The sequence below is a fragment of the Deinococcus aestuarii genome (assembly GCF_018863415.1).
Taxonomy (GTDB): Bacteria; Deinococcota; Deinococci; order Deinococcales; family Deinococcaceae; genus Deinococcus; species Deinococcus aestuarii.
In genome coordinates this window covers 40,009-54,696 of the sequence record NZ_JAHKSN010000030.1, presented here as the reverse complement: position 1 = coordinate 54,696, position 14,688 = coordinate 40,009, and the positions used below count along the sequence as shown (strand labels likewise).

The 14,688-nt window shown below is 69.4% G+C and carries 25 protein-coding genes and 1 pseudogene; 18 read left to right on the top strand and 8 right to left on the bottom strand.

Going from position 1 to position 14,688, the window contains the following annotated elements; all coding sequences use genetic code 11:
- Positions 1–213 precede the first annotated feature (213 nt).
- The 5 genes from IC605_RS22815 to IC605_RS22795 all read left to right on the top strand — a co-directional run bounded on the left by IC605_RS22815 (position 214) and on the right by IC605_RS22795 (position 2,413).
- Positions 214–489, top strand: coding sequence for a hypothetical protein (locus IC605_RS22815; protein ID WP_343216700.1), 276 nt, complete (start codon positions 214–216; stop codon positions 487–489).
- A 285-nt stretch (positions 490–774) separates the two neighbouring features.
- Entirely contained in the window at positions 775–1,116 is a 342-nt protein-coding gene (locus IC605_RS22810) for an ArsR/SmtB family transcription factor (RefSeq protein WP_216329302.1), read from the top strand.
- Positions 1,113–1,574 carry an SRPBCC family protein gene (locus IC605_RS22805; protein WP_216329300.1) on the top strand — a complete coding sequence of 154 codons (462 nt, stop codon included), beginning with the start codon at positions 1,113–1,115 and terminating at the stop codon, positions 1,572–1,574. Before IC605_RS22810 ends, IC605_RS22805 begins: the two co-directional genes overlap by 4 nt.
- 33 nt (positions 1,575–1,607) lie before the next feature.
- Positions 1,608–1,922 carry a carboxymuconolactone decarboxylase family protein gene (locus IC605_RS22800; RefSeq protein ID WP_216329298.1) on the top strand — a complete coding sequence of 105 codons (315 nt, stop codon included), beginning with the start codon at positions 1,608–1,610 and terminating at the stop codon, positions 1,920–1,922.
- A gap of 191 nt (positions 1,923–2,113) precedes the next feature.
- Positions 2,114–2,413 carry a hypothetical protein gene (locus tag IC605_RS22795; protein ID WP_216329296.1) on the top strand — a complete coding sequence of 100 codons (300 nt, stop codon included), beginning with the start codon at positions 2,114–2,116 and terminating at the stop codon, positions 2,411–2,413.
- 163 nt (positions 2,414–2,576) lie between these two features.
- Here the strand turns inward: IC605_RS22795 and IC605_RS25475 are convergent, their stop codons facing one another.
- Positions 2,577–2,858 (bottom strand): hypothetical protein, encoded by a 282-nt coding sequence (locus tag IC605_RS25475; RefSeq protein WP_216329294.1) that lies wholly within the window; start codon positions 2,856–2,858, stop codon positions 2,577–2,579.
- Between the two features lie 93 nt (positions 2,859–2,951).
- Here IC605_RS25475 and IC605_RS25655 point away from each other — a divergent pair.
- The 3 genes and pseudogenes from IC605_RS25655 to IC605_RS22785 form a co-directional block, all read left to right on the top strand.
- Positions 2,952–3,194: pseudogene (locus tag IC605_RS25655) on the top strand (hypothetical protein); the annotation flags it as partial.
- Positions 3,130–3,321, top strand: a complete 192-nt coding sequence (locus IC605_RS24910; RefSeq protein WP_246581204.1) for a ComEC/Rec2 family competence protein — start codon at positions 3,130–3,132, stop codon at positions 3,319–3,321. The pseudogene IC605_RS25655 and the gene IC605_RS24910, both read left to right, overlap by 65 nt.
- A gap of 6 nt (positions 3,322–3,327) precedes the next feature.
- A complete protein-coding gene (locus tag IC605_RS22785) occupies positions 3,328–3,762 on the top strand; it encodes an excalibur calcium-binding domain-containing protein (RefSeq protein ID WP_246581203.1) in 435 nt (144 codons plus the stop codon).
- Between the two features lie 68 nt (positions 3,763–3,830).
- Here IC605_RS22785 and IC605_RS22780 read toward each other — a convergent pair whose 3' ends face one another.
- A complete protein-coding gene (locus IC605_RS22780) occupies positions 3,831–4,766 on the bottom strand; it encodes an AraC family transcriptional regulator (protein WP_216329292.1) in 936 nt (311 codons plus the stop codon).
- A gap of 248 nt (positions 4,767–5,014) precedes the next feature.
- Between IC605_RS22780 and IC605_RS22775 the strand changes: the two genes are divergently transcribed.
- Together IC605_RS22775 and IC605_RS22770 are read left to right on the top strand one after the other, a co-directional pair.
- Positions 5,015–5,758 (top strand): SDR family oxidoreductase, encoded by a 744-nt coding sequence (locus IC605_RS22775; RefSeq protein ID WP_216329290.1) that lies wholly within the window; start codon positions 5,015–5,017, stop codon positions 5,756–5,758.
- Between the two features lies 1 nt (position 5,759).
- Positions 5,760–6,869: an SDR family NAD(P)-dependent oxidoreductase gene (locus tag IC605_RS22770; protein ID WP_216329288.1), complete on the top strand. Its 1,110-nt coding sequence runs from the start codon at positions 5,760–5,762 to the stop codon at positions 6,867–6,869.
- Between the two features lie 193 nt (positions 6,870–7,062).
- On the opposite strand, the gene IC605_RS22765 is transcribed toward IC605_RS22770, so the two are convergent.
- Positions 7,063–7,650, bottom strand: a complete 588-nt coding sequence (locus IC605_RS22765) for a TetR/AcrR family transcriptional regulator (RefSeq protein ID WP_216329286.1) — start codon at positions 7,648–7,650, stop codon at positions 7,063–7,065.
- A 168-nt stretch (positions 7,651–7,818) separates the two neighbouring features.
- Between IC605_RS22765 and IC605_RS22760 the strand changes: the two genes are divergently transcribed.
- The 4 genes from IC605_RS22760 to IC605_RS22745 all read left to right on the top strand — a co-directional run bounded on the left by IC605_RS22760 (position 7,819) and on the right by IC605_RS22745 (position 10,037).
- Complete coding sequence (locus tag IC605_RS22760) at positions 7,819–8,064, top strand: putative antibiotic biosynthesis monooxygenase (protein WP_216329284.1); 246 nt, start codon at positions 7,819–7,821, stop codon at positions 8,062–8,064.
- A 2-nt stretch (positions 8,065–8,066) separates the two neighbouring features.
- Positions 8,067–8,963 carry an SDR family oxidoreductase gene (locus IC605_RS22755; RefSeq protein ID WP_216329282.1) on the top strand — a complete coding sequence of 299 codons (897 nt, stop codon included), beginning with the start codon at positions 8,067–8,069 and terminating at the stop codon, positions 8,961–8,963.
- 120 nt (positions 8,964–9,083) lie between these two features.
- A complete protein-coding gene (locus IC605_RS22750; protein ID WP_246581202.1) occupies positions 9,084–9,263 on the top strand; it encodes a hypothetical protein in 180 nt (59 codons plus the stop codon).
- Between the two features lie 246 nt (positions 9,264–9,509).
- Entirely contained in the window at positions 9,510–10,037 is a 528-nt protein-coding gene (locus IC605_RS22745; protein ID WP_216329278.1) for a hypothetical protein, read from the top strand.
- A 204-nt stretch (positions 10,038–10,241) separates the two neighbouring features.
- On the opposite strand, the gene IC605_RS22740 is transcribed toward IC605_RS22745, so the two are convergent.
- From IC605_RS22740 to IC605_RS22720, 5 genes are all read right to left on the bottom strand, one after another.
- Positions 10,242–10,517, bottom strand: coding sequence for a hypothetical protein (locus IC605_RS22740; protein WP_216329276.1), 276 nt, complete (start codon positions 10,515–10,517; stop codon positions 10,242–10,244).
- 64 nt (positions 10,518–10,581) lie between these two features.
- Positions 10,582–10,974: a tyrosine-type recombinase/integrase gene (locus IC605_RS25650; protein WP_425514242.1), complete on the bottom strand. Its 393-nt coding sequence runs from the start codon at positions 10,972–10,974 to the stop codon at positions 10,582–10,584.
- A 101-nt stretch (positions 10,975–11,075) separates the two neighbouring features.
- A complete protein-coding gene (locus IC605_RS22730) occupies positions 11,076–12,014 on the bottom strand; it encodes a tyrosine-type recombinase/integrase (protein ID WP_246581201.1) in 939 nt (312 codons plus the stop codon).
- Positions 12,011–12,409, bottom strand: coding sequence for a type II toxin-antitoxin system VapC family toxin (locus IC605_RS22725; protein WP_216329273.1), 399 nt, complete (start codon positions 12,407–12,409; stop codon positions 12,011–12,013). The genes IC605_RS22730 and IC605_RS22725 overlap by 4 nt, the downstream gene beginning before the upstream one ends.
- Positions 12,406–12,657: an AbrB/MazE/SpoVT family DNA-binding domain-containing protein gene (locus tag IC605_RS22720; protein WP_216329271.1), complete on the bottom strand. Its 252-nt coding sequence runs from the start codon at positions 12,655–12,657 to the stop codon at positions 12,406–12,408. Before IC605_RS22720 ends, IC605_RS22725 begins: the two co-directional genes overlap by 4 nt.
- Positions 12,658–12,822: 165 nt before the next feature.
- Between IC605_RS22720 and IC605_RS22715 the strand changes: the two genes are divergently transcribed.
- The 4 genes from IC605_RS22715 to IC605_RS22705 all read left to right on the top strand — a co-directional run bounded on the left by IC605_RS22715 (position 12,823) and on the right by IC605_RS22705 (position 14,541).
- Positions 12,823–13,125 (top strand): AbrB/MazE/SpoVT family DNA-binding domain-containing protein, encoded by a 303-nt coding sequence (locus tag IC605_RS22715; RefSeq protein ID WP_216329269.1) that lies wholly within the window; start codon positions 12,823–12,825, stop codon positions 13,123–13,125.
- Complete coding sequence (locus IC605_RS22710) at positions 13,109–13,507, top strand: type II toxin-antitoxin system VapC family toxin (protein ID WP_216329267.1); 399 nt, start codon at positions 13,109–13,111, stop codon at positions 13,505–13,507. The genes IC605_RS22715 and IC605_RS22710 overlap by 17 nt, the downstream gene beginning before the upstream one ends.
- A 68-nt stretch (positions 13,508–13,575) precedes the next feature.
- Entirely contained in the window at positions 13,576–13,713 is a 138-nt protein-coding gene (locus IC605_RS25645; protein WP_425514241.1) for a DUF5348 domain-containing protein, read from the top strand.
- A 66-nt stretch (positions 13,714–13,779) separates the two neighbouring features.
- Entirely contained in the window at positions 13,780–14,541 is a 762-nt protein-coding gene (locus IC605_RS22705; protein WP_216329266.1) for a hypothetical protein, read from the top strand.
- Positions 14,542–14,688: the final 147 nt, after the last annotated feature.

Below are 14,688 nucleotides of genomic sequence, written 5' to 3'. Positions count from 1 at the left end.
GCAGCAGGAAATGATACGTCTCGTCATCGACATCACTCGGGTACCCTTGTCGCACCATCCCCCATTCTGCTCACCACAGACCCTCTCCCCTCAACTTGGAACGCCTTTTACACAGCCTCTAAGCTGGCCGCTCGCCAGGTGTACACGGGACGCCGCAACCGACTTCCCCGCCGTGCTCGCACGGTTCACCCCTGGGAGCGCACAATGGGGGCAGTGACGCTCTCTCCGTTCCTCTTCATCGTGCTGGCGCCGGAAGGGGTCTGGCGAGCCCGCTTCCTGCTGGAGCCCGGGCGCCGCTACGGCCCCGACGACGTGCGGGTGGAGTGGGGCACCGAGGTTCTGGGGTGCGCTCACACCTTGACCGTGGAGGCGACCGCCCTGCCGTCCGAGGACGAGTTTCGAGTGCTGGCCGCCCGCGCCGCCACCCGGACGGCGGACGACACCCCAGACCTGTTCCGGAGGCTCTTGAACCTGCTGATCCCGCTCTGAATCCCGGAACGGGGGCGGCGCTCTTCTCTTCTCTGGACCTTTGCCCGTTTGTCCGGGCAGTCCTTCGGCCCTCCGGCTGGACGTGTCCAACCGCCGGGCCCACGCTGATCCGAACGGGCCGCGGCAGCTCAGCGACGGCGGCCGCGGCCCCCTCCCGACGCTCGAGTTGAACGGCCCCACCCAGCTTAACGGGGAGGCGACTGGTTGGATCCCCGCGCCTCCCACTCCGGCCTCGCCCCCACACCAACTCTTGACTATCCATAGCCAAATGGTTATATATAACCCATGCGCTATGGAAGCGGGCAGGTCATCCCACCCACGGAGGTGTTGCGCAGCCTGGCCGATCCCACCCGCCGGGGCCTGTTCGAGCACCTGATGCGCGAGGGGGAGCAAAACGTCCGGGCCCTCACCGAGCGTGCGGGCATCTCCCAGGCCGCCGTGTCCAAGCACCTGGGCGTCCTCAAGGGGGCGGGCCTGGTCCACGGCCGCCCCCAGGGCCGGATGGTGCACTACGCGGCCGATCCGCAGGGCCTCGCCCCCCTGATCGACTGGATCGAGCTGTACGGCGCTTTCTGGCGTGAGCGTTTCGACCGTCTGGAAGGGCTGCTGGACCGGATGGACCCATGATCACGTCCGCTGCTGGCACGCGCTCCATCGTGGTCGAGCGGTACCTGGCGCACCCGGCGCAGAAGGTCTGGCGGGCGCTCACGGAGGGCGACCTGGTGGCCCAGTGGCTGATGCCCGGTGACTTCCGGGCGGTTGTCGGTCACCGCTTCACCCTGCGCGCGCCCGCGGTCCCCAACTGGAACGGCGTCACCGAGGGGGAGGTGCTGGAGGTCGTGCCCTGCGGCCGCCTGGTGTACCGCTGGCACACCACCGGGGCCGCGGGGGATGAGCTGAGCACCCTTGTCACCTGGACCCTCCAGCCCGTGGAGGAGGGGGTCGTGCTGCGCATGGAGCAGTCGGGCTTCCGGCCCCAGGACGAACCGAACTTCCGGGGGGCCACGCAGGGCTGGCCACGCTTCCTGGCCCGCCTGGAGCAGGTGATCGCGTCTTTCCCTCCCGAAGCGACTGAGGGACGCTGAACTCCCCGCCCTCTCCAGGCCCAGGAGGTCCCCATGTCCGAGCGCATGAAGAACCCCGCCCTCCGTGTCCCCGGGGCCATGCCCGCACTGCTCGATCCCGGCCGGGCAGCCCAGGGGGGTCTTCCCGCTCAGCTCCGTGACCTGATCAACCTGCGGGCCAGCCAGATCAACAGGTGCAGCGCGTGCGTGATCAGCCATTGCCGCGACCTGAAGCAGGCGGGAGAGACCGACGACCGCCTCTTCGCGGTGGGGGCCTGGCGGGACACGCCGTACTTCACGGACGCCGAGCGGGCCGCGCTCGCCCTGACCGAGGCCGCCTCCCGCCAGACCTCGTCGGGCACCGGGTGAGCCCGGTCACCCAGGCGGGAGGCGGCCCGGCACTACGGCGAGGCCGACCTGAGCCGCATCGGAGGTGCTGCGTCTTGTCCATCGGCCTGATCAACCTCTGGAACCGCCTGAACGTCACGACCGCTCAGGTCGGCGGCCAGCGTTGGTAGACCGTCCCTTCACCCGTCGCACCGGACCAGCAGGAGTGACCCATGCACGTGATGATGTTTCGCGCCACCATCCGGGGAGAGCACCTGTCCGACATCGAGGGGGCGGTGAGGACCCTGTTCGCGGCGATCCAGGCCCAGCAGCCCCAGGGGGTGCGTTACGCCTCGTCGCGCCTGGGGGACAGCTCGACCTACGTGATCCTGCTCGCCCTGGACCAGCCCGGGGAGAATCCGCTGGCTTCGATTCCCGAGTTCCGCGCCTTTCAGGAGCAGATTCAGGGGTGGCTGGCGGAACCGACGGTGCCGCAGCCTCTGACGGTGGTGGGCAGCTACAACCTGTTCTGAAGCCCAGGGTCTTGGGTGACCACCGCTCGCCGGTCTGGCCCTGGGGGAGGGACGCCGCTTTAACAGGCTGACCTCGGCAGATGGAGCCGGGCCAGAAGCGACCACCCCAGCGGGCCACAGGTCGCCCTCGCCTGGACCGGGTGCGCTAGCGTGCCCCATGATTTCAGATTCCTCCGGGCCGGTGCTGACTGGCCGCCTGATCGTGGGCGGCATCACCGAGGACTGTTCCCCGGCGTCCCTGCCCGAAGGCGTGCGGGAGGGAGACGTCTTGCGAGGGCAGGTGGAGGACGGCGACCTGACCGTCGAGATCGACCATGAGGCGACCCGGGAACGTCGGCAGGGCGCCCAGATACAACTTGATGCGCTGAACCGTGCGGCGCGTGCTCGCCCTGGCGGCCCTCGCGCTGGGGACGGTGCGGGCCCAGGCGACTGAGGCCCTGACCATCCGCTTCCTCGACGTGGGGCAGGAGGACGCGGTGTTGTCACGAGCCCCGAGGGCAAGTCGCTCCTCTATGACGGGGGCCGCTCGGAAGCCCGGATGCAGGCTCTGCTCAAGGGGTACGGGGGAGGAAGCCTCGATCTGGTGGCGGCCAGTCACGGCGACGCCGATCACATCACGCGGCTGGTGCCGGCCGCGCAACTCTTCAAACCGCGCTTCTTCCTGAACAACGGGATCCGCCGCGACCTCCCAGACGTGGGGCAAGCTCACGGCAGCGGTGCAACGGGCGGGCACCCAGGGGCTGCTGGCGAAAGATCAGGTGATCAACCTCGGGAGTGTCCGGGTGACCGTGCTGCCGCCCCCGCCGGGGATGCCCGAGGAGCGGAACGTGAACAGCGTCGGCCTGCTGATCCAGTACGGCACCTTCCGCGCGCTGATGACGGGGGACAGCGAGACGCCGGAGACGTAAGCGTGGTTGAAGACGTATCCGGCCTCGGTCCTGGGGGACATCGACGTGTACAAATCCATCCATCACGGCGCCAACAACGGCGACCACCTCGCCTGGCTGAACGTGGTGATCGGGGTGGGGCCGGACACCTACGGCCACCCGACCCAGGAGGCGCTCTCGCTCTACCGGCGGGTGGGGGCGACGGTGTACCGCACCGACCGGCAGGGCACGGTGCCGGTGACCGTGCAGCCGGGCGGAAAGTTTGCGATCACCAGTGAAAAGGGGGCGCCGGTTCCCGCCAACCAGGGGGCAGCACCTCGCTCCACCCCAGCATCGCCCGCTTCCCCGGTGTACCGGAGCTGTGCGCAGGCGCGGGCGGCGGGCGTGACGCCGCTGCGGCGGGGACAGCCAGGGTACAGCACCGCGTTGGACCGGGACGGGGATGGGGTCGCGTGCGAGTAGGGCCAGAACCACGAGACTCCACCTGCCCCGAACCCCGGCCATGAACCGGGTGCTTGACGACAGCACGGTTAAACAGCCACTCCCCCGGTCGGATCGGCGGCGTGCCACCGGCTCACATCCTGACGGGGAGACGCCCCGAAGAGGCGGCGATACTCCCGGCTGAACTGCGACGGACTGTCGTAGCCGACCTGAGAACTGACCCGGGTGACATCCGCCTCCCGACTCAGCAGCAATCGGCGCGCCTCTTGCAGCCGCAGCCGCTTCTGGAACTGGAGGGGACTCAGGGCCGTCACCGCCTTGAAGTGGTGATGGAAGCCCGACACGCTCATGTGCACGTCCCGGGCCATCTGCTCCACCCGCAGGGGCCGGTCGTACTCCCGGACCAACCGTTCGATGGCCGTGGCGATCCGGGAAGTCTGCCCGGCGGTCTGCACCATCGCCCGCAGTCGGCTCCCCTCTGGCCCGACCAGCAGCAGGTACCCCAGTTCGCGCAGGATCAGCGGGGCCAGCGCAGGGATGTGCTGCGGCGTGTCGAGCAGCCGCACCAGCCGCAGAATGGCGCCCTGCACCAGCGGCTCCAGGGCTGTCACCACCAGCCCGGACTGCCCCCCGGGGCCCGGCGCCGCCGGGTACTCCAGGGCCAGGGCCGCGATCAGGGCCGGGTCGAGGTCCACATGCAGCGCGAGGTGGGGCTTCTCGGGGGACGCTTCGAGAATCTGCGCGGTGAGCGGCAGGCTGACCGAGACCAGCAGCAGGTCGTCCGGGCCGTAGGGCATGGATACCCCACCCTGCCCGACCAGCTTGCGGCCCTGGGCGACCAGACACACCGACGGCGTGTAGACCGTATGCACCGGTTCGGACTGAGCCAGCGCCCGGTACAGGTGCAGTCCCGGCACCGCGGTGGACTGAAGGCCGGGCTCGGTGGCGTGCCGGGTGAGCAAGGCGGTCAGCTCTGCCGGTGGGGTCAGGACCTCAGCAGGGGAGGGAACGGAGGCGCCGGACATGACCCCTATTCTCCTTCCCTCCACCCCGCACCATCCCCGTCTGCCTCACGCTTGACCCATGCAACCTTGCAGGATCAGGCAAGTTCTCTCCAGCATCGCGCTATCGGCAGGGGCAGCTTCTGGAGGAGAGTAGGCGGGCAGGAACGAGGACGACAGCTCTCGCTCACCGTTCCCGCACTGTCGTCACCTCGCCCGCAGGCCCTGGCACGGTGCCGGACCCGGCAGCTCTCATTCTGGAGGAATCTTCCATGACCACCCCCACCACCCCTGGGCGTGTCGCCATCGTCACCGGCGGTTCACGCGGTATCGGGCGCCAGAGCGCCGAGCACCTCGCCGCCGCCGGCCTGACCGTCGTCATCGCCTACGCCAACAACGATCAGGAAGCGCAGGACACCGTGGCCTCCATTCAGGCCGCGGGCGGCACCGTCACCGCCGTCAAGGTCGATGTGTCCGACGAACAGGCCGTCGAGACGCTGTTTGCCACGGCCGAGCAGACCTATGGCGGCGTGGATGTCGTCGTCCACGCGGCGGGCATCATGCTCCTGAAGCCGCTCGCGGAGTTCACGGTTGAAGACTTCGACCGGATGCACCGGGTCAACGTCCGGGGCACGTTCCTCGTCAACCGGCAGGCCGCCCGCCGAATTCGGCCCGGTGGCGCGATCATCAACCTCTCCAGCTCGGTCGTGGAACTGGCGCTCCCCACCTACGCGCCGTACGCCGCCAGCAAGGGGGCGGTGGACGCCCTGAGCCGCATCCTGGCCCGTGAGATGCGGGGGCGCGACATCACCGTGAACGCGGTGGCCCCCGGCCCCACCGCCACCGACCTGTTTCTGGACGGGAAGGATCAGGCCACCATCGACCGGATGGCGAAGATGAATCCGCTGGAACGCCTGGGCACCCCGGGGGACATCGCCGAGGTGGTGTCGTTCCTGGCCGGGCCCGGGCGTTGGATCAACGGCCAAGTCATCCTCGTCAACGGTGGGGCGGTCTGAGATGGCACAGGTCATCGTGATCAGCGGAGCGGGCAGCGGCTTCGGCGCCCTCACCGCGCGCGCCCTCGCGGACGCGGGGAACATCGTCTATGCGGGCATCCGGGAAACCACGGGTCGGAATGCCGGGCGCGTCCGCGGGGCGCAGACCTACGCCCGGGAGCACGGCGTCGATCTGCGCACCACCGAACTCGACGTGAGTTCCCAGGCGTCCGTGGACACCGCCGTCGCCCGGATCGTGCGGGACGCAGGCAGGCTTGACGTGGTGATTCACAACGCCGGGCACATGGTGAATGGTCCCACCGAAGCCTTCACCCCGGAACAACTGGCGCAGGTGTACGACACGAACGTGCTGAGTACCCAGCGGCTCAACCGGGCGGCGCTGCCTCACCTGCGGGGTCAGGGGCACGGCCTGGTCCTGTGGGTGGGCAGCTCCAGCACCCGGGGCGGGACGCCCCCCTACCTGGCCCCGTACTTCGCGGCCATGGCGGCGATGGACGCGCTGGCGGTGAGCTACGCGGCGGAGCTGGCCCGCTTCGGGATCGAGACCAGCATCGTCGTGCCGGGCTCGTTCACCAGTGGCACCCATCACTTCGCCAGCGCGGGAACGCCTGGGCAGCGGAGGACGAGGAGAAGTATCCGGGCCTGCTGGCCTCCGTCGCGGGGAGGCTCACGGAGCTGGCGCCACCGAACGCCGACGCCTCGAGCCATCAAGCAGGTGCAGTACCGGCACCAGCGCGCCCTCGACATCCGGCTGGCCGACATCGGCACCACGCTGGTCCAGTGGGACGCGCTGCGGGCCATCGGCCGCTTGCCGGGCGCCTCCGCGCACGAGCTGGCGGCCGAAACGTTTCAGAGCGACCAGGCGTTCGGCACGCTGGCGGGGCGGCTGCTGGCCCAGGGCCTGATCGAGCGCCGACCCGGCCGCAGAAAGCGCATCGAGCACCACCTCACGTCCGCCGGGACCCGAGTGTCGGAGGCGGGCTACCCCATCGCCGAAGAGGTGCTAGGCGGCACCCTCGCCCCCCTGACCGAAGCTGAACGCGCCACCCTGCTGGCCCTGCTGAGGCGGGTGGTCGCCGAACCGGCGAGCGATGCGGCGCGGGCGAAGTAAGCCGGACCGGCCCTGTGGAACCGCACGCTCATCACGGGAAAGCGCGGCGGGCCAACGGGAAGGGCCCCGTGGACGCCCTTTGTTCTCGGGTCCCTTTCCCCGTGCGAGGGGTGAGGGTAGCCAAGCAGCGGGCCAGGGTGATCGTGCCCAAGCGCCTCCACCCCTGGCAGTGCCGGAGGATGCCCAGGCCGAGTTACTGCGGGTCCACCTGAGCCTCGCCGCCACCCACGACGGTTCTGAGGTCGTTCAGTGACTCACGAAGGAGTGGCGTCCAGTCTCGCTGGCCGGTCCCGCCCAGCCAGCGTTCGAACGTAGTTTTGAAGACCACGATCCCGGCCTCGGCGGTCAGACCCGCTGCCGGGCCCGCGACCCCACGCCGGTGCAGGGCGCCCTGAATCGCTGTGGCGAGTGCAGCGAACTTGCTCAGCTCACGGGCCTGAAGCTCCGCGTTCGCGTCGATCACCGCCTGGCGCCGCCTCGACCGCTCGACGTTCTGCTGAAAAAAGGCGCCCGCCGCCGCCAGGCCCGCAACGACCGCCTCCATCGGCGTTGCGGCCTCCGGCACGCGCTCGACGGCGCCCACGACGAGTTCCCGGAGAAGGGTCGACCCCCCGAACAGCACCTCGCGCTTGTCGGCGAAGTGCCGGAAAAACGTCCGCTCCGTCAGCCCCGCCCGCCCGGCGATCTCGGCCACCGTGGTCTGCTCGTAGCCGCGCTCGGTGTACAGCTCCAGCGCCGCCTCTTCCAGGCGACCGCGCGCATCTGGTCCCCACCGGCCCATCCCCCAAGTCTACGTGATGACAGCGGCTGACATTCGGTGTACGCTTCTGGTGTCAGTCGCTGACATCGCGGCTGCCCGAGCGGTGAGGGGTGCCGATCCGCCGGGGGCCCGGTAACGTGCGTCCTCGTGACAGGTCGTGTCCTCCGCCTTCGCCGAAAGGGGCCCCCCATGAACCCTCCGAGAGACAAGCTCGCCCTGCTCAACTGGCTCGCCATCTACCCCCTGATCACCCTGCTGCTGTGGGTCGCCCGCCCCCACCTCGGCACCCTGGCGCTCCCTCTCCAGACCCTGCTGCTGACGGCGGTGCTGGTGCCCACCATGACGTTCGTGGTGATGCCCCGCCTGACGTGGATCTTCCGGGGTTGGTTGCTTCGCGGCCCGCAGGCCGCCCCGTCCCGGGCACAGGAGGTCTGACCATGCGTATTTTCGTGACCGGCGCGTCCGGGTTTGTCGGCTCTGCCGTGGTTCCCGAACTTCTCGCCGCCGGGCATGGGGTGGTGGGCCTCGCCCGCTCGGAGGCCTCGGCCCGGGCCATTGCCGCCGCCGGGGCCACGGTGCAGCGCGGCGACCTCGACGACGTGGAAAGCCTGCGGGCGGGCGCCGCCGCGGCGGACGGTGTGATCCACCTCGCCTACAACCACGACTTCTCGCAACCCGTGGCCGCCGCACAGACCGACCTGCGCGCCATCGAAACCCTCGGCGCCGCGCTGGAGGGCTCGGATCGGCCCCTGGTGATCGCCTCCGGGCTGGCCGGGGCCGCGACGGGGCGGGTGGCGACCGAACAGGACCGGCCCGACCCGGCGACCTACCCGCGCGTCGCCTCCGCCCAGGCGGCCCTCGCCCTCGCCTCCCGGGGGGTGCGCTCGTCCGTCGTGCGGCTCGCGCCGACGGTGCACGGCGAGGGGGACCCCAACTTCATCGCTCGACTCGTCGCCATCGCCCGCGAGCGGGGGGTGTCCGGCTACATCGGGGGCGGGGACAACCGCTGGCCGGCGGTGCACCGGCTCGACGCCGCGCGCCTCTTCCGCCTGGCGCTGGAGGGCGCGCCCGCCGGGTCGGTCCTGCACGGGGTCGCCGAGGAGGGCGTGCCGGTCCGCGCCATCGCCTCGGGAATCGGGCGGCACCTGGGGCTGCCGGTGGTCTCGGTCTCTGCTGAGGAAGCCACGGGTCACTTCGGGTGGCTGGCCCGTTTTCTGGCCGCCGACGCCCCGGCCTCCAGCACGCTGACCCGCGAGTTGCTGGGCTGGCAGCCGACCCAGCCGGGGCTGCTGGCGGACCTCGACCAGGGTCACTACTTCCAAAGTCTCTCCTGAGAGCAAGTTCGCTCGAAGCCCGGGGGACATGACCGTGAGCCGTTTTTGCCCCTCCTTCGGGCGGGGGAGCCCGGGGTGTTCGCGCCGCTGCGCAGCCGTGAGGTCTTGGAGGAGGTCCGGATGAGGCGGCGGGGTCGCACGCTCACCTGGCCGGAGGAACTGGACCTCGACGTGGACGCCCTGCGCCTGCCGCCGGAGCGGAGCGGGACCTGGTTTCGCGTGCTGAGCTTTTCTCCGTTTGGTGGCGGAGAGCGCCCGTCATCCAGCGCCCTGCCCCGACCGGTTCACCCTGAGGAATGATGGGGGAAGCTGCGGCCCAGGAGGTGCCCATGCAGGAGCTGTTCGTGGGGCTGAGGCATACGCGAGAGGCGTGGCGGGGCGCGGTGGTGCCAACGGAGGAGACGTTTGCGGAGGACAGCTCTCCGAAAGGGACCCTGCGGTCGGCCCAGCGCATCGGCGAGCTGCGCCCGGCGGCGGTGCTGGTGCAGGCGCTGGGCGGTGGAGAACTGCCCGTGGTCGTGGCGCTGCTGGAAACAGGGCGTGCGGGTGAGGGTGACTTCCAAGGCGCAGGTGCGGGCCTTCGCGGCGACCGCCGAAGCGCGGCTCCCGGACATGAGCACCGTGGCGCAGATGGCCGGGTCGGCCCGGTTCGTCAGCGAACGCATGAGTCGCCAGGGGGAGGACGAGCGGGTCCGCCTGCTGCGCTCCCGGCGGCAACTGCTGGAGATGCAGGCGCAGGAGGAAGAGCGGCTGCGGGTGGCCGAGGACGGACCGCTCCAGGAGGACCTAGAGCGTCATCTGTTCTTCCTCGACCGGCAGGTGGGGCGGCTGCACGAGTTGTTACTCTACATGGTGCAAGCTGTTCCGGCTCGCACGGGCGTGGAGGCCCAGGGAGCAGGCGGACGGGGGAGGCGAGCTGGTCCTGCTGCGGCCCGAAGCGATGAGGAAACTCAAGGCCACTACCGCCTGCCGCTGAACACCCCCCGCAGGGCGGACAGCAGCACCCAGAGGGCCAGCACCCAGCCGAGCCCCGCCCCCAGGACCTGCCAGGTCTCGCCTGTGTGCCAGGCCTGATCTTCCTCGAAGGCAAAGACCGCCACGAGAACGGCCGCGAGAACGGCGTTCAGGGCGGTCATTTCACTCTCTTCACATGACGGGTGGGCTTGGACATGGGGCATAGGCTAACGCCCAACGAGTCCTCCTTTCGATTCGCTCACTGGGCGAGGTGAACGCCCTGGCAGGTGACGGTGAGCGTGGTGGAGGGAAGGCCGAACAGCGTCACGTGCCGCGGTACTCCCGCACGCTGACGTGAGGCAGCTCACCGCAGTCGCCGGTGACCCCCGTGGGGACGACCTCGACGACCTGGAGACGCAGGGTCAGGAGCCGCCGCACCGGGTTGTCCAGAAAGTGGGCTGCATCCCGCAAGGCATGCCGGGCGAAGACCTGGGCGTCCGCGCTCAGCTCAGAGGGCGTGGCTGGGGTCAGGAGGGGGAGCAGGATGCCCACGGCCAGCACGCCGAGCACCGCCATCACCAGGCGCGAAGCCGCCTTCATCCCCTCAGTCTGCCCGGTCACCCTCCTTCAGGCGTCCAGCTTTCTGGGGGGATGCGGGGAAGCGTCACCGGGTGGACCGCGTCGGCTTCCGGGTGAAGTGGGGCACGTCACCAGGGCGGCCCAGACGTCCGCCTTCTTCGTTGCTGGCGCCTGCACTGGGGACCAGGCCCCACGCTGGGGGCGTCCCCGGCCCCGTGGTGCCGGAGCCCCTGCCCCACCGGAGGAGAGCGTCAACTCCCCCGCAGGTGCGCCTTGAGCCGGTCGTCGGCCCACTTGCCGTAGGTGTGGGCCGTCTGTGCCCCAGGTGTTCGGCCACGTCCTGAAGCGGGAAGCCCGCCCGCACCAGCCGCGTCCCAGCCGTATGCCGCAGCGCGTGCAGGCCCAAATAGGGAATGCCTTCGCGTTTGCACAAGGTCCGCAGTCTCCCCCGCGCCGCTTCCGGCGTCCGCCCGATCACCGCCACCTCTTCTTTTGCCGACCCACCGCCAGCCGGTCCACAATGAAGGAAGCCCACCCACGCCTCCTCGTCCGCCCCCTCCGTATCGACGTTCAGGTGCCCTACCACCGGCCGAGTTCACGCTTGAGCGTGTCGTCACTCCACTTGGCATAGACCCGGGTGGTCTCGATGCTGGCGTGCCCCAGGTGCTGGGCGGCCGCCTCCAGGCTCAGCCCCGCGCGCACGATCCGGGTCCCGTTGTAGTGCCGCAGCGCGTGCAGCCCCCGGTACGCCACCCCCGCCTGCTTGCACAAGGTCTTGAGCCTCAGCCTGGCCGCCTCGGGACTGCGCCCGATCACCGGCCCGGTCTTGCCACCCAGGGCCGCGAGTGCCGTGGTCAGGGAGGCGCTGAGGTTGATCACCCTGGCCTTCCCGCCTTTCCCGTCCCGCACCCGCAGTGTTCCGGCGTCGAGCTGCACGTCCTCCCACCCCAGGGCAACCAGCTCGCTGGCCCGCAGCCCGGCGTGGGCGCCCAGCAGGACCAGCAGGCGCAGCTCGGGTGTCGCGGCGGCGAGGAGTTTTTGCACGTCCTCCTCCGGGTAGGGTTGCCGCTTGTCCCAGGGTGCGGTCTTGTCCCGTGCCGGGCGCGCGTCCAGGAAGGGATCGGCGGTGGTGGCCCCGGCCCAGCGCAGCGCCCGGTAAAGCTGGCGTACCCCGGCGAGGTAGACCTGCGCCGTCGAGGGGGCCTTGCCCGAGGCCTCCAGGGAGCGGAGGTACAAGGCCCCCGTGTCGGGAGCGGGGTTGAGCAGCGCGACGGCCGCCGTGTTCCCGTAGGCCAACCAATGACGGACCCCCAGGTGGTACATCCGCAGGGTGTGGGGACGCACCCGGGCCCCGGCCGAACCGTGGGTCGTCAGGTGCGCCTCGGTCAGGTCCCAGAGGGCTTCCCCATCCCGGTCCCTGGCCGCCGCCACCGCCCGGCGCCGTCGCTCGTCGAGGGGCAGGTCCACCCAGGTGCGGGCCCGCGCCACAAGCTCTCCCTTGTAGACATCGAGGGTCAAGGGGTCACCACCTCACAGCTCAGTTTGCGGTAGTCCAGGTCAAAGGAGGCCACGGCCTCGCCCCGCCCCTTGGCACAGGCGGCCAGGTAGGCGTCCGCGAAATCCACACTCCGCGTCAGCATCAGCCGCAACCCTTCGAGCACGGCGTCTTCTTCAGGGAGGGTCAGGCCGTCGGCCGCCAGAAAGCGGAGCAGGCCCTCGGCGATCTCCACCCGGTCCCGCTTGTAAAAGGAGTTGAGGACCCAGGTGCACTCGGCGATGACGAGGGCGGTGACGACGAGCTGCACGTCTCCTCGCCCGGCGCGTTCCAGCAGGCCCTCGACCCGCCGGGCGTGCTCCTCGTGGTCGTTGACGAGGAAGCGCAGGATGGCATGGGCATCCAGCCAGAGGTTCAAGGGGAACGCTCCAATTGTTCCCCAAGTTCCTGCCCGATCCGGTCCCGCGCCTCCTCCTTCTCAGGGAGCGGCGGCCCGGCAAAGATGCCCCGGAGTTCGCTCACTCTCGTCTTCTTCACGACCTTGGCGGAAAATCCACCCTCCTGAAGCTCGATCAGCAATTGGTCGCCAGCACCCAGGCCGAGTGCGTCCCTGACATTCGCCGGGATCGTTACCTGTCCCTTACTCGTCAACACGGTTCGTCCCACAACTGTATCTCCTTACCACCATGTTACCCCCAGCTCTCCCCCACCGATAAGGGTCACACCTTTTTGATAAGACTTGTTGGCAGAAAGGGAGGGGAGAGCCGCCTATGTCCTCCTAGCCTGGAAGGGCAGGGGTGGGAGGAGCGGCAAAAATGCTAATTTTGCCCTATGGCTGGAGTGGAGGCATTCACGCTTGAGGTTAAGGAGAATGGACGTATTTTTCTTCCCGTCGCCTTCCGCCAGAGCATGGGCGTTCAGTCGGGTGACCGCCTGATCGCCCGCGTACTGGAGAAGGGCAAAGCAGAGCTGGTGACCGCGGGCCATGCGGTTGCCTCCGCACGGGGGATGTTCGCTCACCTGGCTCCTGAAGGGGTATCGATGGTAGACGAACTGCTTCGGGAGCGGCGGGAGGAGGTCGCTCGGGAAGCAGGCATCACTGAGGGAGGCGGGATGGATGACGACCGTTCTTGATGCCAGTGCCCTCCTGGCCTGGTTGCAGGGGGAGACGGGCGCTGACCAAGTGGACGAGGCCTTGAGGCAGGGGACAACGATCCACGCCGTGAACTGGGCCGAGGTGTTGACCCGGCTGGCGAGCAAAGGGCTCCCGGCGGCAGAGGCCACCCGGCAGCTCACGGAGCGCGGTATCCTCGGGCAGCTCCTGACCGTGAACCTGGGGACGGTGGAGGATGCGGAGGTGGCCGCCGACCTCTTCGGAGCGACGCGTGATGCCGGGCTCTCCCTCGGTGACCGCTACGGTCTCGCGCTCGCGGGGCGCCTCGGCGTGCCGGTGCTGACCGCCGACCGGGCCTGGGGCAGTCTGAGCGTGGGCGTGTCAGTCACGGTGATTCGCTGAGCCCCATGTGTTGGACCAGGACGATCCAAGGTGGCCCCCGATGACCACGAGAGGAGGCAGGGGGCGAAATGGCACGACTTGACGAGGCTCATGACAGTGGCGGGCGGCGGTATTCCCTGGACGGCAGGCCCATCGAATGCGGCACTGCACCTGAAGTGTCCCTGAAGGGAGGGTGGCTCCCTGTGCGGTTGGAGATGAACTTTTAGCAGTTCCCCGGTCTTTACCTGCGCCTGAGTGAGAGAAGGGGTGTGGACAGTCAGGTCAAATTCCGCTTGCCTGACACGGCGGAACTGCGCTGGCCGCTCCAGCAGGACGTACCGGAAGACACGCAGGTGCGCAAGTTGCGGCGGGTGGTCGAGGACCTGGCCGAGATCGTGCACTCCATCGAGGACGAGCGCGACCTCGCCGTGTGGCGTGCCCGGGCTGTGCTCCGCGTCTGCTGGAGGAGCCAGGCCATGTCTTCTGAACGCGGTCCTTCGGTCGAGGCGCTTCTGGCCGGGGTTCTGGGGATGCCGGTGGTGGCCCTGGAAGCGGTGGTCGAGGAGCAAGGCCAGGTCGAACGCCGCCTGCACAAGGCGCTGGGGGAGGCGCGCGGCGAAGAGACGCGCGCGGCCCTGGTGGAAGTGCTGAGCTGGGTGGAACATCGCCGCCTCATCCTGGGTCGGGCGCTCGGCCAGTCCAACCGCCGTTTCGAGTGCCGTGCCGTGCCGTGGCATCAGGAGTGTGACTTCCCGCCGGTCGTCGAAACCTCGTTTGTGCCCATCGAAGGGCTGCCCGAGCACGAGGAGCCTCATCACCACGCCACCTCATTCGGGCTGGCCCGCGTCGAGTTGGAGCACGGCGAGGAAAGCGAGCCCCGGGGGGTCGTCTCCCTGTTCCATCCACCCGCCTTTGACGCCCCGCACTGGGTAGTGCTGGGGTACTGCATCTGCAAAAAATCGTATGAGACGGCGCGGGCCTACACGCGGGGACTGGCTGGAGCCATCCTGGCGGTGCTGGAGGGGAACAAGCAACAGGCCCACCCGTCGGCGTGACTCTACTGTGGAGGGGCTCTCATCAAGAGGCTGCCCGTCTTGAACTTGAGGAGTGCGGTGGCCCCCGCTCGCCTGGCAGTCGAGCTTGAGGTTGAGCGTGCTGATGGTGGTCCGTCCAGGAGAGCGACCTCCAGGACTGGGGAGAAG

Bases quoted from the DNA above. Each gene is read 5' to 3' on its own strand.
- IC605_RS22810 (WP_216329302.1), top strand. From the start codon at position 775: ATGCGCTATGGAAGCGGGCAGGTCATCCCACCCACGGAGGTGTTGCGC.
- IC605_RS22805 (WP_216329300.1), top strand. From the start codon at position 1,113: ATGATCACGTCCGCTGCTGGCACGCGCTCCATCGTGGTCGAGCGGTAC.
- IC605_RS22800 (WP_216329298.1), top strand. From the start codon at position 1,608: ATGTCCGAGCGCATGAAGAACCCCGCCCTCCGTGTCCCCGGGGCCATG.
- IC605_RS22795 (WP_216329296.1), top strand. From the start codon at position 2,114: ATGCACGTGATGATGTTTCGCGCCACCATCCGGGGAGAGCACCTGTCC.
- IC605_RS25475 (WP_216329294.1), bottom strand. From the start codon at position 2,858: ATGGTCAGGGCCTCAGTCGCCTGGGCCCGCACCGTCCCCAGCGCGAGG.
- IC605_RS22780 (WP_216329292.1), bottom strand. From the start codon at position 4,766: ATGTCCGGCGCCTCCGTTCCCTCCCCTGCTGAGGTCCTGACCCCACCG.
- IC605_RS22775 (WP_216329290.1), top strand. From the start codon at position 5,015: ATGACCACCCCCACCACCCCTGGGCGTGTCGCCATCGTCACCGGCGGT.
- IC605_RS22770 (WP_216329288.1), top strand. From the start codon at position 5,760: ATGGCACAGGTCATCGTGATCAGCGGAGCGGGCAGCGGCTTCGGCGCC.
- IC605_RS22765 (WP_216329286.1), bottom strand. From the start codon at position 7,650: ATGGGCCGGTGGGGACCAGATGCGCGCGGTCGCCTGGAAGAGGCGGCG.
- IC605_RS22760 (WP_216329284.1), top strand. From the start codon at position 7,819: ATGAACCCTCCGAGAGACAAGCTCGCCCTGCTCAACTGGCTCGCCATC.
- IC605_RS22755 (WP_216329282.1), top strand. From the start codon at position 8,067: ATGCGTATTTTCGTGACCGGCGCGTCCGGGTTTGTCGGCTCTGCCGTG.
- IC605_RS22750 (WP_246581202.1), top strand. From the start codon at position 9,084: ATGAGGCGGCGGGGTCGCACGCTCACCTGGCCGGAGGAACTGGACCTC.
- IC605_RS22740 (WP_216329276.1), bottom strand. From the start codon at position 10,517: ATGAAGGCGGCTTCGCGCCTGGTGATGGCGGTGCTCGGCGTGCTGGCC.
- IC605_RS22715 (WP_216329269.1), top strand. From the start codon at position 12,823: ATGGCTGGAGTGGAGGCATTCACGCTTGAGGTTAAGGAGAATGGACGT.
- IC605_RS22710 (WP_216329267.1), top strand. From the start codon at position 13,109: ATGACGACCGTTCTTGATGCCAGTGCCCTCCTGGCCTGGTTGCAGGGG.
- IC605_RS25645 (WP_425514241.1), top strand. From the start codon at position 13,576: ATGGCACGACTTGACGAGGCTCATGACAGTGGCGGGCGGCGGTATTCC.